We start from the raw sequence: 15,508 nt of genomic DNA, 5'->3' as shown, positions 1-15,508 counted from the left end.
GGAATAAGTACAAAGTAATCACAGCAGGGAAAACACAACCTGAGTTTACCAACCTGGAAAATAGATCTTAGTCCGGTAAACTGAGGAAGTTGAACAGCACAGGCTGGGGGAAACCTGTAACTTTTAGCAGCCGTGATGTCCTTCACTTTGACAAAAAGGAATGAGTGAGTCCATGAAAAAGATTCGTATAGGAATGTTTAGTTGGGAAAGTTTGTATTCGATACGTGTAGGAGGGATTTCCCCTCATGTATCCGAACTCTCTGAAGCTCTGGCAGCTGAGGGTCATGAAGTTCATCTTTTTACCAGAGGCTTTGAAAATAATGATGATATAATCAAGGGAGTCCACTACCACAGAATTGCATGCGACCGGACTGGAGGAATAGTGGAGCAGATGAACAGGATGTGCGACGCTATGTATTGTCGGTTCCTGGACGTGCAGGGGGAGGCAGGAGAGTTTGATATCCTCCACGGGCACGACTGGCATCCTATAAATGTCCTCTGCAGGATTAAAGCCCAGTTTGGGCTGCCTTTTGTCCTGACCTTCCACAGTACGGAATGGGGACGCAACGGAAACCTCCACGGAGACTGGTGGGAAGCAAAAGAGATTGCGCATAGGGAATGGCTTGGAGGGTATGAAGCTTCCGATGTAATTACGACATCTACGGTTTTGAAAGACGAAGTCAGGCACATATACAAAATTCCCGATTATAAGCTCTGGGAGATCCCCAATGGAATAAATGTGGGTAAAATAAGAAGGGAAGTTGATCCTGGAGATATAAAAAGAAAATACGGAATCCATCCATGCCTTCCTGTAGTACTCTTCACCGGAAGGATGTCCTACCAGAAGGGGCCTGATCTGCTCGTTGAAGCTGCAGCAAAAGTCCTGAGGAAGCGGGATGCCCAGTTTGTGCTCATAGGAGAAGGAGATATGCGGGTTCAATGCGAAAATCAGGCTCAGAGGCTTGGCATTGGAAACTCCTGTGATTTCCTTGGTTACGCCCCGGACAATATTGTCATAGACTGGTTCAATGCCTGTGATCTTGTATGTGTCCCAAGCCGGAACGAACCCTTCGGGATAGTTGTGCTTGAGGCATGGGATGCAAAAAAGCCTGTAGTTGCAAGCGATGCAGTCGCTCTTGTTGAAAACTTCAGGACAGGAATAATTGCTCATAAAGAGCCCTCTTCCATTGCCTGGGGCCTCAACTACGTACTTGAGGGGCTGGGCCGCAACAGGATGGGAGAGAAGGGGTACGACCTCCTGAAAAAGAAATACAACTGGGAAACGATAGCTGAAAAAACCCTGGAAGTATATGAAAAAGTAGTCGAAAAAGCCTGAATACTTAGAAAATATGGGTGCTTAAAAGCCTGAATACTTAGAAAATATGAGTGCTTAAAAAAGCCTGAATACTTAGAAAATATGGGTGCTTAAAAGCCTGAATACTTAGAAAATATGGGTGCTTAAAAGCCTGAATACTTAGAAAATATGGGTGCTTAAAAGCCTGAATACTTAGAAAATATGGGTGCTTAAAAGCCTGAATACTTAGAAAATATGGGTGCTTAAAAGCCTGAATACTTAGAAAATATGAGTGCTTAAAAAAGCCTGAGTGATTAATAAAATTTAAAGAGGAAGATGTTATACGGTGTCTTCCTCATCGTCTTCATCGAATTCTTTATAACTGTCGCTTCCTACCATCGCTGCTGAGATTGAGTCAATCCCGTCAAGCCATTCTGCAACAATGCCGTATGGAAGCTCAGCCATAACCTCTTCTGGCAGGTTTTGTCCTTTGAGCACGATTGCCCCGCACTGTGCAGTGTAATCAAGAGCAAGTTCAAGGTTATCCGAGGCTTCGGCATCGATAGCTGCTTTTATAAGTTCTTCGATGTTTGATTCTTCCTCATAGTCACCCATAACATAGCATTCAAAGGCGACAAGCGCCCCCATCAAAGAGGTCTGTACCGAGTCGATCATAAGGTCAATATCTTCAGTAATGGGGTCGACCTCGGAAAGCACGATATCCCTGATCTCCTCAAGAATCTTTAAAGCTTTTTCTTTAGCGAGCAGATCTTTTTCAAAGCGAGCGATTACTTTCAGGCAGGCAAGGATCACGTCATCGACCATATTGACGAATACAGCGCTTTCCTTTCCGGCTTCTTCTTCGGATTCTTTTATTTGAAAACCACTTTCCCTTGCCCGTCCGAGCCAGTTTTCCCAGCGCTTTTGGGTATAAAATTCATAGGGGGGGACCTGGTTCATTGCATGTTCAGGCACTTATAACACCGCTTATATACTTTTTTTATTAATTAATAATCAATCTTACTATTACTAAAAGGTGTTTGTTTAGGTTCACCAGGCAAGTTTCACTTTTTTTAAGGAATTGCCTGCTTCACATTTTGAGTCAAGGCTCTCAAGGACCTCTACAATTTTGCATTTGTCCCCTTTTAAAAGCCCTTCTGGGTGGCAGATTTCATACACACTGCACTCTCTCTTGCCACATTTGGCGGGCTCATACATAATTTTTGCCCCTTCAACGGCTTTTCTCGATTCCATGGTTGTCAGGATAGGAGCCCGGCTGACATCCACAGCAAGCACTCCACTGTCATGCAGGAAACATTCGTGTATGTCTTTACTTTTTACTCTTTCGATTCTATATCTGCGTCCTGGTTCAAGGTTAAGGCAGGTATTCTTCAGCCGGCATTTTTTGCACTCAGGCATTTCACCTTTGAATATAAATTCCAGCCCTTCCCTTGCCAGCCGTGATCCTATGAGTGTTATTTTGGTATCGCTTTCTGTCATAATAGTTCTTCCGTTTAAATTAATTCTGGCATTTATTGGTTTATCGGGATTCCTGGAGCTTATCCCGAAATATTTTGAATTAGTATTGAGTTTCGAATTAGTATTGAGTTTTGAATTAGTATTGAGATTAAACCTGAAGTAAGGCACTTAAGACGGATTATCCTGAATAAATTGAATTCTTTTAAACTCAAGTGGGCCGTTGACACTTATTAGATCTGAACCACTAGATCTGAACCCCGGCTTTAAAGGGTTCTGAGATATCATTATGTTTATTGTTATTATATTTCAAACAGTTGCCGATTTTCTGCTTTGGTCTGAAAACAACTTTTCAACTTATGACCTTTGTGATTCTTGCAACTTTTTCGGCTGCCGAAGGAGTAAGCCCGTTTCCGAGAATTGTGTAGCGGTCCGGGCGAATACTGTGTGCATGTAACAGGGCTTCGACTATATATCTATCTGCTATTCCCAGCTCTTCTGCAGTTGTAGGAGCCCCGATCTTTTTTAAAGCGTCTCTGATCTCCTGCCAGTCTCCTCCGTGCAGGTACATCATCATGATTGTACCAACTCCGCACTGTTCTCCGTGTAATGCAGGCTTTGGGGCAATCCTATCAAGGGCGTGGCTGAACATATGTTCCGATCCTGAAGCAGGTCTTGAAGAGCCTGCAATGCTCATTGCAACCCCGTTTGAGACAAGAGCTTTTACCACAAGCCTAGCAGACCTCTCATGATCCGGTTTTATCGAGTCGGCAGATTCTATTATCACCCGTGCTGCCATGCGGGAAAGAGCTGCCGCATATTCCCCGAAGTACTCGTTTCGGAGTCTGCTTGCAAGCTCCCAGTCCATTACTGCCGTGTAATTGGAAATAATGTCTCCACAGCCAGCTGCAAGAAATCGGAATGGAGCCGCCGATATAATTTCTGTGTCCGCGACTACGGCACTGGGGGCCTGGGCCTGTACTGAAGAATTTTTTCCATTGTCAATTATTGAAGCTCTGGAAGACGCAATGCCGTCATGAGAAGCTGCCGTCGGCACACTGATAAAGGGAATTTCGAGCCTCGTTGAAGCAAGTTTTGCAAGGTCAATGGACCTGCCGCTTCCTACACCGAGAAGATAAGTCGCCTCTGTCTCGAGGGCTTTTTGCATTATTTTCTCGATTTCCTCCATGGTTGCCCTGCAGGTAAGGACCGTTTCTGCGCTGCTACCCGCGTTTTCCAGGAGTTTGCTCACTCTTTTACCCGCAACACTCCGGGTAGTGTTCCCGGTCACTATCAGCGCATTTCCTTTCAGTTTCAGGTCCCTACAGACATCTCCAATTTCCTCAAGTACACCATGCCCGATAAGCACGTCCCTTGGAAGCTGCATCCATTTTGCGCTGTTTTTATTGATGGTCAATTTCATACCCGCATGAATTTTTAGTTGTGATAAAGATATAGTGTATACTTTCTTTAGTGTATACTTTCTTTCGTAAACACGACAGGTTTAGACCAGCCGATAGTAAAGCTTACTTACTTACTTACCTACTTACTTATTTACTTCGGATTAACATATCAACTGTCACTGCAGATATCTCTAATCATCCGGGTATTTAACATCAGCAGATATCTATATAGGCATCTCATATCGCCAGGTGATTATACCTGCAGAAAACATCAATAACTTCTCAAATATAAACAACTTCTCAAAATATAATATGCATAGTTTTATAGGAGAACTCAATTCATTAATTTAATTCTTAAATGATATTAATAACACAATTCTAAACATGGATATTTCGCCAGGGGAATTGCTTAAATCAATTCTCTCTTAAATCAATTTTCTCTTAAATCAATTCTCTCTTAAATCAATTTTCTCTTAAATCAATTCTCTCTTATTGAAGTCTATTAACTATTACCTTTTACAGATTCAATTGCATAAAATAATTATATAACTAAAGTGATATAATATCCTTGTAATATAACACCCATATAATATGTTTGCTTTTCCTGAAACAAAGCTTCGAGAAGGCAAAGAAATATCTGTAATTAAACCGAACACCGGTCACCATTGAGATTATTACATTTATAGTTTAGAAATAAGTTTGTTTCAGATATATGAGCCAGTATGCAAATTCAGCTATGTACAGTAAGTATTAATTGTATTAGGTTATTGCCATTTTGAATGAGTGATCAGATGAGTATTTTAGCGGATAAGATTTCACAATTTATCAATACCTATTATCTGGACCCCATAAGGGGCGATGAAGGGTATAACCTTGTAAACACCTTTACCTGGGCAGTGGTACTGGGCATTTGTATTTTCGGGGTTTTCAGGCTCCTTAATAAGCTGGAAGTAAAGATAACCCCCAGGTTTATCCTCTCACTCCTGCCATTCGTACTTGCAGGCTCTTCTCTGCGCGTGCTTGAAGATTCTCCTGCGGGCATCTTTCATCCTCCTTTCTCCTATTTGCTTATAACCCCGAATATCTATTTCCTGGTCTTCGGGGTAACCGTAATCTGCCTCTGGCTCTCTATTAGGCTGCAGAAGGCAGGGCATGTGAAGGATTTTCACCTCGTTTTTGCAGGTTTCGGACTTGCCTGGTTTTTATTAAACCTTGGCACTCTGCTATATTTTGAGAACATTGTAGCCGCTTATGTTCCGATCTTCGTAATTGGAGCAGGGACAGGGTTGACCCTTGCCTTTTACCTGGTTGCCCGCCATTTTAAATCCTCGATTTTTACCGACCCTCTGAACTTGTCCATCCTGCTTGCCCATATGATGGATGCATCTTCGACATACATAGGGATAGATAAGCTGGGATACTTTGAAAAACACGTGCTTCCGTCTTATCTCATTAAACTTACTGATACCGCATTGGTTATGTATCCATTGAAGCTAATTATCTTCGTAGGGGTTCTTTATGCACTTGATACCCAGTTTGAGAAAGATGATGAGTCGGAAAACCTGAAAATGCTTATTAAGATGGTTATTTTGATCCTCGGGCTTTCTCCGGCAACCCGAAACACAATCCGAATGATGCTGGGAATCTAAAAGAAATGGTAAACAGGTACCTGCAGCTGACACCAGGATTTAATATATTAAATCTTTATGGGGGATAAACATGGAAAGAGAGGAAGACGATTACTTGCGGGAGAGAAACGAAGAAGTAGGAGCAGAAACTCCTGAAGGAGAGAGGGAGGAAAAAATATATACTCCAGTGGAAAATGCCTTTTTAGCCGATACCGGAGATGCAAAATCCCAATCCGGAGGAAGAAGTGCCTCAAAAGTATCTGAGTTTACCAGTTATCTGCGTTTTATCTGGCCATATGTACTTATCATTACCTTTGTATTCTTCGGGGCGTTGCTTGTGGGCTATACTTCATTGGCAAATTTTCCGGATATGGCTGATAAGCTCATGGAAGGTTTCAGCTCCCGTTTCGCACCCCTCCTGGCTATGCCCCCGATATTCATTATGCTTGGAATCTTTCTTAACAATGCCTTTGTAAGCCTGCTTTTTCTTGTACTCGGGCTTGCTTTTGGCGTTCTCCCAGTAATGTTTATTGCCTTCAATGGATATGTTGTAGGAGTTATCTCACACTTTGTAGCCCAGGAAAAAGGTCTGCTTTTTATAATACTTGCTCTGCTTCCGCACGGGATAGTGGAACTGCCCATGGTATTCCTGTCAGCTGGAATAGGGCTAAGGCTTGGACACCAGGTTTTCTCTGCCCTTATAGGCAGGTCTACCGAGATTAAAAAAGAATTTAAAGAAGGACTGAGATTTTATTTCCACTGGATTTTGCCTCTCCTCTTTCTGGCAGCTATAGTTGAGACCTTTATTACACCTTTAATCCTTAATTTCCTCTAATAATCAGATAAAATAGAGGCTGCCATGGGAGGCAAACCAGTCCTCCAGCTTACCCTCTATTATATAAATGATTACTTCTATTAGAAAGGGTTTTAATAGGTAAAGCTGTTATTGGGAAAAATCCAATCAGAGTTTTTATTTCATAAAATCTGGCAGGCTCCCACCGGGGCCTGTATTTCAGGCATATCATCCAGGATGTCAGGTTAAGAATCATAAAGGATCACACCTGATCACCATCTCACAGAAGTATCAATACCTCGAAAAAGCTGAGATACATCACATATAATACCTCGAAAAAGCTGAGATACATCACATATAATACCTCGAAAAAGCTGAGAGACATCACATATGATTGACAGGAAAGAAATTAAGGAAATCGTTGAAGGCTATTATGCGCATGCTGATAAGATAAAAGTGGGGACAATTGCCTCTCACTCGGGACTCGACATCTGCGACGGAGCAGTTGAGGAAGATTTCAGGACCCTTGCAGTCTGCCAGGCAGGCAGGGAGAAGACCTACACCGAATACTTCAGGGCTCAGAGAGACCATTACGGGAAGATCAAGAGGGGAATTGTCGACGAGGCAGTTGTCTATAAAAAATTTAACGAAATCCTCCTGCCCCAGAACCAGCAGAAACTGGTTGATGAAAAAGTGCTTTTTGTCCCTAATCGCTCATTTACCTCCTACTGCAGCATCGATGAGATCGAAGAAAATTTCAGAGTGCCTGTGGTAGGGAGCAGGAACCTCCTCAGGAGCGAGGAACGAAGCGAACAGCAGAGTTACTACTGGATCCTTGAAAAAGCAGGGCTTCCCTTCCCGGAAAAGATAGAGTCTCCCGAGGACATTGACGAGCTAGTAATGGTAAAGCTCCCCCATGCAGTAAAGACACTTGAAAGGGGATTTTTCACGGCTTCAAGCTACGGGGAATACCTGGAAAAATCTGAAGCCCTTATAAAACAGGGAGTGATTACGCGCGAAGCTCTTGAGAATGCCAGGATCGAGCGTTATATTATAGGACCCGTGTTCAACCTTGATATGTTCTACTCTCCAATAGAGCCAAAAATGAGCAAGCTGGAGCTCCTTGGCGTTGACTGGCGCTTTGAGACCAGCCTTGATGGGCATGTGAGGCTTCCTGCCCCTCAGCAGATGGCTCTTGCCCAGCATCAGCTTACCCCGGAATATACCGTTTGCGGACACAACTCATCCACCCTTCGCGAGTCCCTCCTTGAAAAGGTCTTCAAAATGGGAGAAAAGTATGTAAAAGCTACTCAGGAGCATTATTCACCTGGAATTATAGGGCCTTTCTGCCTCCAGACCTGTGTGGACAAGGACCTGAATTTCTATATTTATGATGTGGCCCCGAGAGTAGGTGGCGGGACCAATGTACACATGTCAGTCGGGCATTCCTATGGCAACTCACTCTGGAGAAGGCCGATGAGTACGGGAAGAAGACTTGCCTTTGAGATCAGGCGCGCTCTGGAGCTCGAGAAACTTGATATGATCGTCACATAAATTTATTAAGGCTTTCCGGCATTAGTAGATATGAGTTGTGCAGGATACCGTAAACTTTAAAAGTATCATCTGAATCTGCTAAATTCAAGCCGTAATTAATAATTAAATTACATAACTTTCCCGGGTTTCCAGCTTGGAAATTCAGAATTTGCCTAGGGGAAGGGGTTTGGGCTAATGTAAAGCCAGTTTCAGTAAAAATCCCGCTTCAATTTACAGATTACATAAAATCAAGGACCACATAGTGAAAATTAAAGATCAGATTAGGTTTAGAGTTGAAGTCTGCAGACCCGGGGGAAAAAGCAGTTAAATAATCCCTGAAGGCACAGATTTCAGATAAATACCTGCCTTATATCAGATTATCTTCACTTTACTGGAGGAAACTACAACTTGAGTCAGCCCTGTGTTAATATCGGCATGGTAGGCCATGTCGACCATGGAAAAACCACACTTGTTAAAGCTTTATCTGGCGTGTGGACGGATACGCATAGTGAAGAAGTAAAAAGAGGTATTTCGATAAGATTGGGGTATGCAGACTCCACATTCATGAAATGCCCGAAATGCCCTGTTCCACAGGGTTATACTGTGGAAAAGACCTGCCCCAACTGCGGAGAAAAAACGGAAGAACACCGGATAGTGTCTTTTGTAGATGCCCCTGGGCACGAGACCCTGATGGCAACTATGCTTTCAGGAGCTGCAATCATGGATGGAGCAGTGCTCGTAATTGCCGCAAACGAAGACTGCCCTCAGCCCCAGACAAAAGAACACCTTATGGCCCTGGACATAATAGGGATTGAAAATATTGTTATCGTGCAGAACAAGATTGACCTTGTATCCAGAGAGCGCCTTGTCGAGCACTACCACCAGATAAAGGAATTTGTCAAAGGTACGGTCGCAGAAAATGCACCTGTAATTCCGATCTCAGCCCAGCAGAACATCAACATCGATATCCTGATCGATGCCCTGGAAACCCAGATCCCGACTCCTCTACATAAAGCAGGCAAGCCTGCAAGCATGCTGATCGCCCGGTCTTTTGACATTAACAGACCCGGAGCCTCAATTGATGAAATCCATGGAGGAGTTATCGGAGGCACCCTTACAGAAGGCGTACTTCACCCCGGAGACGAGCTCGAGATAAGGCCTGGAATCAAAATCACCACCGAAGGCAGCACTAAGTGGGTTCCGATCCTGACGACTATCTCATCCATTTATGCAGGCGCAACAAAGGTAGAGGAAGCAACTCCCGGAGGTCTTCTGGCTGTCGGAACCTACCTTGACCCTACCCTGACAAAAGGCGACTCTTTAACCGGACAGATTGCAGGTGCACCGGGCACTCTTCCTGAGACCAGGCACCAGTTTGTCATGGAATTACACCTTCTCGAGAGGGTTGTGGGAGTCACCAAGGAAGAAAAAATCAATGAAATCAAGACCAGTGAACCCCTTATGCTCAATATAGGAACCGCAACGACTGTAGGTGTGGTAACAAGTGCCCGGAAAAATGAAGCCCAGGTGTCACTCAAGCGCCCGATCAGTGCAGCAGTCGGGGCGATGGTTGCTATCAGCAGGAGAATCGATTCCCGCTGGAGGCTCATTGGAGTAGGGGTAATAAAGAGTTGAAAATCATAATTGATACAAACGGGTTCATGATCCCTGTCCAGTTCGGAGTGGATATTTTCGAAGAACTGAAAAGGCTGGGTTTTAATGAGTTCTATGTACCTGAAGCTGTTGTATTTGAAATCGAAAAACTCATAAAGCGGGAAAAAGGTTCAAACAGAACAGCCGCGAAGGTTGCCAGGTCCATGATGGACAGGTGCAAGAGAATAACCGGTACGGGGCATGCGGATGATGTGATTCTCAGGCTCGCGGGCGAGATGGAAGCGGCCGTTCTGACAAACGATATAGGGTTGAAGCGCAGGCTTGTCGAAAACAGGATCCAGACCGTGTCTCTGCGCCAGAAAAACAGACTGGACGTTGTCTGAAACCCCACCGGACATTTCCGGGCAGCAGTTCCATTGATTAAGGTTTACGGGTGATTAGCAGATGTATAAATTAATGAAACTCGTTGATACTGTTCGCATCCCTCCTACCCTTCTCGGGGAAGAAGTGATGCCTACCATTAAAAACGCGTTACGGGAAAAACTTGAGGGGCAGGTTGACAAAAAACTTGGCTCCCTCGTTGCGGTTTACAATATCGACGAGGTTGGAGAAGGGCATATCCTTGTCGGAGACGGGGCCGTATACTATGATGTGACATTCGAAGCAATAATGTTTCTTCCAGAGCTCCAGGAGATTATCGAAGGTGAGGTCGTGGAAGCTGTTGGCTTTGGAGTATTCATAGGAATGGGTCCAATGGACGGGCTGCTCCACGTAAGCCAGATTACTGACGACTTCATTTCCTATGATGCCAAAAACGCAAGGCTTGTCACTAAAACCGGAGGCAAGTCAATTGCTGAAGGGGACCATGTAAGAGCCAGAATTGTTGCAGTCAGCATCAATGAAAGGGAACCAAAAGAAAGCAAGATCGGGCTTACCATGCGCCAGACTGCCCTTGGAAAATTGCAGTGGCTCGAAGAAGCCCGCAGGAAGAAGCAGCCTCAGGAAATCACAGGTGAAGAGACTACCTGAATAAAAAAGAAAGCAAAAGAGAGGATTTGCAATGTCAGAAAAAGTCTGTCGACACTGCTTGAGGGTCCTGGAAGGGCAAACCTGTCCTGTTTGCGGAACTTCAGACCTTGCAGAAGAATGGAGTGGACTTGTTATAATTCTTGACACGGAACGCTCGGAAATCGCAAAAAAACTCGGGGTTGACATCCCGGATAGATTTGCTTTGAAGGTGCGCTGAGTTGAGTGTTCATATCGAACTTCCAAGAGAACTTCGCCCACTTATGAAAAGACCCCTTGGTACTTTATACAGGGGGAAGGGCAGGGATACAGTAGAAAAGTTTATAGAAAAGCTTGCTAACCCCACAAAACTTATATCCGTAGGGGATGTTACTACCTTCCACTTGCTCGAAGCCGGGATTATTCCGGACATCTGTATAGTGGATAACCGCACCAAAAGGAAACCGGTATCCAGTGATGTGTCGGCCCGGAACAGGGATAAGGTCTATGAAGAAGTTTCGGTTGACAATCCCGCAGGGATTATCACCGATGAGCTGATAAAAACCCTTTGTGAAGCGTTTGCCTCAGAAAAGTTTCTCCGCATTTTTGTAAGAGGAGAAGAGGATTTGGCAACCCTTCCGGTAATCCTTATGGCTCCACTGGGGTCTGTGGTCCTTTACGGACAACCCGATGAGGGTGTGGTCTTTGTAGAGGTCACTGAGGAAAAGAAGGAAGAAATAAGGGCTCTTTTTGAAAGGCTCATCAGCAAAAATCAGAATAATGAATTGGATAAGATACGGAGAATTCTAGATGGACATAAATATCCTTAAAGATAAAAAAAATGCACTTTTAAACAGAAGGGAACTGGATTTCATTGTGAAAGATGAAGGTTCAACTCCTTCCAGAAGTGATGTAAGGAACAAACTTGCTGCAATGTTAAATGCCCCCCTTGAACTGTTGGTCATCCAGAGGATCAAGACTGAATACGGAATGCAGGAAAGCAAGGGTTATGCCAAGCTCTACGAAGATGTAAGCCGCATGAAAGAAGTAGAACAGGAATTCATCCTGAAAAGGAACCCTGCCCCGGGAGCAGAAACTGAGGAAGAAGAGGCGTAAGCCTTACTGAGGTGTATAAACATGGCAGTAAAAGATTACTACAAAGTCCAGGGCGACTCCGTAACCAGACTCAAACAGTTTTGTCCAAGATGCGGACCAGGTATATTCCTTGCCGACCACAAAAACCGTCTCGCCTGCGGGAAGTGCGGCTATACCGAGTTCAAGAAGTAATTCGCTTCAAGAACCAATCTAACTCATTTTTCAACCCGAACCGCAGGAGTTTTTCTTGCGGTTCTTTTCATCATGTCCTCCTCAAGAGGACATAAACCTTTCAAGTTTTTTCTTTGAAACCTTTCAAGTTTTTTCTTTGGAGTATCTCATCCTTTTTCCTTTGGAATCGTTCAGGCCTTTTCATGAAGCGCTCTTTTGCAGCAAGCTTTTTTTGCAATATATACCCAGAAGCTGAGCCTGAAGATAAAGCTAGATCCTGAATTTAGTAAATAAGTAACTATTTTCTGTAGTCGTATATATAGCCTGGCGCATATATAATTCTACACAAATATTTTATGAAGACAACTCCCGGGGGAATATGCACTCTCTTTATGCCAGAGCCTGGTACAGTAAAGCCCTTGCTCTTTTGAACCTGAAAAATCCGATCGAGTCAGAGAAATATTTTGAAAAGGCTCTTGAAGCTTTCGATGCCCTGCTTGAAATAAACCCTGAGGATACGGTCGCCTGGCAATATAAAGGAAAAATACTGCGGTACATGGACCGGCCTGAGGAATCTCTGGAGGCTTTTGAAAAGGTCCTTGTTTTTGACCCGGACAATGTCCCTGCCCATTATTTTAAGGGCATGACACTCGGGTACCTGAACCTTCCTGAGCAGGCTCTGGAGGCTTTCGAAGAGGTATTTGAAAGAGATGCAAAACATGCAGGAGCTCTTTACTATAGCGGGCTTGCCTTATACCGATTGGGGAGGCACATCGAAGCAGTTTCAGCCCTTTCAGGGGCTCTGAAAATAAATCCTGATAACCCTGGAGCCTGGTACCACAGGGGAGCCTCCCTCTACATTCTGGGAAAGAGTGTGGAAGCTCTTGAAGCTTTTGAAAAAGCACTGGCACTGGAACCCTTAAATGCAGGAGCCTGGGAAGGCAAGGCAAAAGCATACCTTTCTCTGAGAAGAAAAAGGGAAGCTTTGAATGCATGTGAAAAGGCTCTGGAGCTTGAACCTGCTTCTGCAGGAGCCTGGAAAACCGGGGGAAAAATTTTGGAAAGCATTGGGAAAAGAGAAGAGGCACTTGAAGCTTTTGAAAGAAGCCTTACTCTTGAACCCACGAATGTAAGAAACAGGGTTGAAAAAGGCAGGCTGCTCGGAAGCCTGGGAAGATATGAGGAAGCACTTCAGGTGTTTGAAAGTGCACTTCAGATGGACAGTTCTCTTACTGAAGCCAAAATCAACAGGGGAAAAGCCCTGCTGGCTCTTGGAAATTACCAACAGGCTCTTGATTCTTTCAGTAATACTCTTAAAGAAGACCCCAAGAATTCAGAATGCTGGGGGGAGACGGGCAGGTGTTTCCTTGTCCTCGGGAAATATTATGACGCAATGCAGGCTTACGAAAAAGCTCTCTCTTTTGGGTCCGAAAATAGCTGCACCCTGAGCGGCATTGGTGAAGTTTATTATGAGCTTGGGAATTATTCCGAAGCTCTGGAAGCTTTTGAACAGGCTATAAGGCTTGATTTAGAAAATGCCTTTGCCTGGAATGGGAAGGGAAATGTGCTCTGTAAACTCGGGAAGTATAGGGAAGCCCTCGAAGCTTATGAAAATCTCCTTACGCTTGATTATGAAAGCCTGCCTGCCCGCTACAACCGCGGAGTTGCCCTTTCCAGGCTTAAAACCAGGCAAAATGACGCCGAAGAACCTCTTGAAAACCAGCTCCAGACAGCTTTTAAAAAATACCTTGAGCTGTCCGGGAATCTTCCTGAGAATAAAATTGGGGCTGCTAGCTGGAAATACAGGGGGATTGCTCTTGCTGAACTTGGAGAATATAAAGAAGCACTTAAAGCTTTTGACAGGGCGGCGAAGTACAGACCAGAAGATATTTCCCCTCTGACCTGCAGAGGAATTGTCCTCATATGCCTTGGAAAATATGAAAAAGCTCTGGAGGTTTTTGAGCAGGCAGAAGAGAGTTTTTACACAAACATAAGCTCAGAAAAAGCTAGAGAGATCAGTGAAGTAATAAAAGTGGAAATGCCCAGGGTTCTGGACACTGCCGGAAAAAAGCACATGCTGGAAATGCTCATGATCGCCAAAGGTTTTGCCCTTGAAGCTCTTGGCAGATATGAAGATGCCCTGAAAGCCTTTGAAAGTGCCAGAAAACTGTCGGGAAACGGAAAAATCGCCTTTTCCGGGAAAGGCATTGTATTTGTACACTGCGGAGAATGGAAAAAAGCCCTGGAAGCATTTGATAGTGCCCTTATCTTCGATCCTGGAGATACTCTGGCTTCGGCAATGAAAGCCTTTGCCCTGATAAGGCTTAAGGAGTTTGAGGAAGCTGTAAAGGTTCTCGAACGGGTCACAGCCGGGGATACATGCCCGGATCTTCCCTTCTACCTGCTGGGTTTTGCCTGTTCAAAGCAGGGAGATTTTGAAAACGCCTTGCAGGCGTACAGAAAAGCAACTGAAGCAAATCCGAAGAACATTCATGCCAGGAATGGGCTTGCAGAGATATATTTCAGGCTTGGGAACAGCAGGGGTGCGTTAAAAGAGCTTGAAGCTTCAATTGCAGAAGCTCCGGAAAATGCATTTTCAAGGAACCTGAAAGGCAGGGTGGAGCTTGAAGAACAGGCATGTGAAGACGCTCTTGAGTCTTTTCGGATGGCTCTTGCCCTGGATACGGAAGACAAGAGGCTCCTGCTCTGGGACGTATATGCCAGGTATATGTATGCAGAAACTTCTTTTGAAGAAGATAGTGCACGTTTCAGATACATACTCCTTGCAGCTGCCGGAAAACTTGAAAAGGCAGCTATTTGCCGGGAACCGGAAGACAATGAACTGAAAGCTTACGCCCTGTACTTCCTGGGCTTTTTTTACTATAAAGCCCGTTACTTCCGAAAAGCCTCCGAAAGGCTCGAAGAATGCCTGAAACTTGAAAATTCCAGGGAGGTAAAACAGCCTGCTGCCCTCTTCCTTAAAAATATCCGTACCGGCCATCCAGGATCTGCCTGGTGGGAATGGTGGTTTGCTTCGGAAACATACGGTTTCATTAAAAAAGCAGGATTCGGGCTAATTTTCCTGATAATCTTCAGCTTGCTGCTGTCCCACCCTGCAGCCTCAACCCTTCCCTTCGTATCCTGGCCGGCATCCATTATAAGCCAGGTTTTTTATCCGAATGGGGAAAACAGTGCCTTATGGGCGCGTTATGGAAAGGAGTATGTAGTCTCGATTCTGATTTTGTCCGCTCTCCTGTTCCTTCCGGCGTTCAGATTCAACAGGTCGGGACGGGAAGAACTTGAACTTGAAACACTTACTCCACCACCTCTGGACTTTGACATCCCTTCCTCCATTCTGGAAGAGTTTAAGGAAAGGCTCGAAAAAAATCTGTTCTCTCCGGAACCCATGAGAGAAAGCATGGAAAAGCTCGGGAAGTTTTGAAGCTCCGGAAAAGAAGGTGAAGCTCATAAAAGAAAGATAACTCAAAAAACTTCA

At 44.5% G+C, this 15,508-nt stretch carries 15 protein-coding genes; 12 read left to right on the top strand and 3 right to left on the bottom strand.

What is annotated here, in order from left to right; genetic code table 11:
* The first annotated feature begins 172 nt into the window (after positions 1-172).
* Positions 173-1,336 (top strand): glycosyltransferase family 4 protein, encoded by a 1,164-nt coding sequence (locus MSWH1_RS12940; RefSeq protein WP_048129149.1) that lies wholly within the window; start codon positions 173-175, stop codon positions 1,334-1,336.
* A gap of 297 nt (positions 1,337-1,633) precedes the next feature.
* Here the strand turns inward: MSWH1_RS12940 and MSWH1_RS12935 are convergent, their stop codons facing one another.
* From MSWH1_RS12935 to MSWH1_RS12925, 3 genes are all read right to left on the bottom strand, one after another.
* On the bottom strand, positions 1,634-2,269 hold the full coding sequence (locus MSWH1_RS12935) for a DUF2150 family protein (protein ID WP_048129146.1): 636 nt from the start codon (positions 2,267-2,269) through the stop codon (positions 1,634-1,636).
* Positions 2,270-2,344: 75 nt separating this feature from the next.
* Positions 2,345-2,794 carry a UPF0179 family protein gene (locus tag MSWH1_RS12930; protein ID WP_048129144.1) on the bottom strand — a complete coding sequence of 150 codons (450 nt, stop codon included), beginning with the start codon at positions 2,792-2,794 and terminating at the stop codon, positions 2,345-2,347.
* Positions 2,795-3,122: 328 nt separating this feature from the next.
* Positions 3,123-4,193 carry an NAD(P)-dependent glycerol-1-phosphate dehydrogenase gene (locus MSWH1_RS12925; RefSeq protein ID WP_048129142.1) on the bottom strand — a complete coding sequence of 357 codons (1,071 nt, stop codon included), beginning with the start codon at positions 4,191-4,193 and terminating at the stop codon, positions 3,123-3,125.
* Positions 4,194-4,964: 771 nt separating this feature from the next.
* On the opposite strand from MSWH1_RS12925, the gene MSWH1_RS12920 reads away from it, so the two are divergent.
* The 11 genes from MSWH1_RS12920 (at position 4,965) to MSWH1_RS12870 (ending at position 15,454) form a co-directional block, all read left to right on the top strand.
* On the top strand, positions 4,965-5,822 hold the full coding sequence (locus tag MSWH1_RS12920; RefSeq protein WP_048129141.1) for a DUF63 family protein: 858 nt from the start codon (positions 4,965-4,967) through the stop codon (positions 5,820-5,822).
* A 70-nt stretch (positions 5,823-5,892) separates the two neighbouring features.
* Positions 5,893-6,636: a stage II sporulation protein M gene (locus MSWH1_RS12915; protein WP_048129140.1), complete on the top strand. Its 744-nt coding sequence runs from the start codon at positions 5,893-5,895 to the stop codon at positions 6,634-6,636.
* 348 nt (positions 6,637-6,984) lie between these two features.
* On the top strand, positions 6,985-8,148 hold the full coding sequence (locus tag MSWH1_RS12910) for a formate--phosphoribosylaminoimidazolecarboxamide ligase family protein (protein WP_048129138.1): 1,164 nt from the start codon (positions 6,985-6,987) through the stop codon (positions 8,146-8,148).
* A 387-nt stretch (positions 8,149-8,535) separates the two neighbouring features.
* Positions 8,536-9,762, top strand: a complete 1,227-nt coding sequence (locus MSWH1_RS12905) for a translation initiation factor IF-2 subunit gamma (RefSeq protein ID WP_048129136.1) — start codon at positions 8,536-8,538, stop codon at positions 9,760-9,762.
* On the top strand, positions 9,759-10,124 hold the full coding sequence (locus MSWH1_RS12900) for a DNA-binding protein (RefSeq protein ID WP_048129134.1): 366 nt from the start codon (positions 9,759-9,761) through the stop codon (positions 10,122-10,124). Before MSWH1_RS12905 ends, MSWH1_RS12900 begins: the two co-directional genes overlap by 4 nt.
* 61 nt (positions 10,125-10,185) lie before the next feature.
* Positions 10,186-10,770, top strand: coding sequence for a DNA-directed RNA polymerase (locus tag MSWH1_RS12895; protein WP_048129131.1), 585 nt, complete (start codon positions 10,186-10,188; stop codon positions 10,768-10,770).
* A 31-nt stretch (positions 10,771-10,801) separates the two neighbouring features.
* Positions 10,802-10,987 (top strand): transcription elongation factor subunit Spt4, encoded by a 186-nt coding sequence (spt4, locus tag MSWH1_RS12890; protein WP_048129129.1) that lies wholly within the window; start codon positions 10,802-10,804, stop codon positions 10,985-10,987.
* Position 10,988: 1 nt separating this feature from the next.
* Positions 10,989-11,576, top strand: coding sequence for a GTP-dependent dephospho-CoA kinase family protein (locus tag MSWH1_RS12885; protein ID WP_048129127.1), 588 nt, complete (start codon positions 10,989-10,991; stop codon positions 11,574-11,576).
* Positions 11,557-11,862 (top strand): 30S ribosomal protein S24e, encoded by a 306-nt coding sequence (locus MSWH1_RS12880; protein ID WP_048129124.1) that lies wholly within the window; start codon positions 11,557-11,559, stop codon positions 11,860-11,862. The genes MSWH1_RS12885 and MSWH1_RS12880 overlap by 20 nt, the downstream gene beginning before the upstream one ends.
* Positions 11,863-11,883: 21 nt before the next feature.
* Positions 11,884-12,033, top strand: coding sequence for a 30S ribosomal protein S27ae (locus tag MSWH1_RS12875; RefSeq protein WP_048129122.1), 150 nt, complete (start codon positions 11,884-11,886; stop codon positions 12,031-12,033).
* 358 nt (positions 12,034-12,391) lie between these two features.
* Entirely contained in the window at positions 12,392-15,454 is a 3,063-nt protein-coding gene (locus tag MSWH1_RS12870; protein WP_048129117.1) for a tetratricopeptide repeat protein, read from the top strand.
* Positions 15,455-15,508 lie beyond the last annotated feature (54 nt).

It is taken from the genome of Methanosarcina sp. WH1 (assembly GCF_000970005.1).
Lineage (GTDB): Archaea > Halobacteriota > Methanosarcinia > Methanosarcinales > Methanosarcinaceae > Methanosarcina.
The sequence above is the reverse complement of the archived record's forward strand: the minus strand, read 5'-3'. Positions and strand labels throughout refer to the sequence as shown.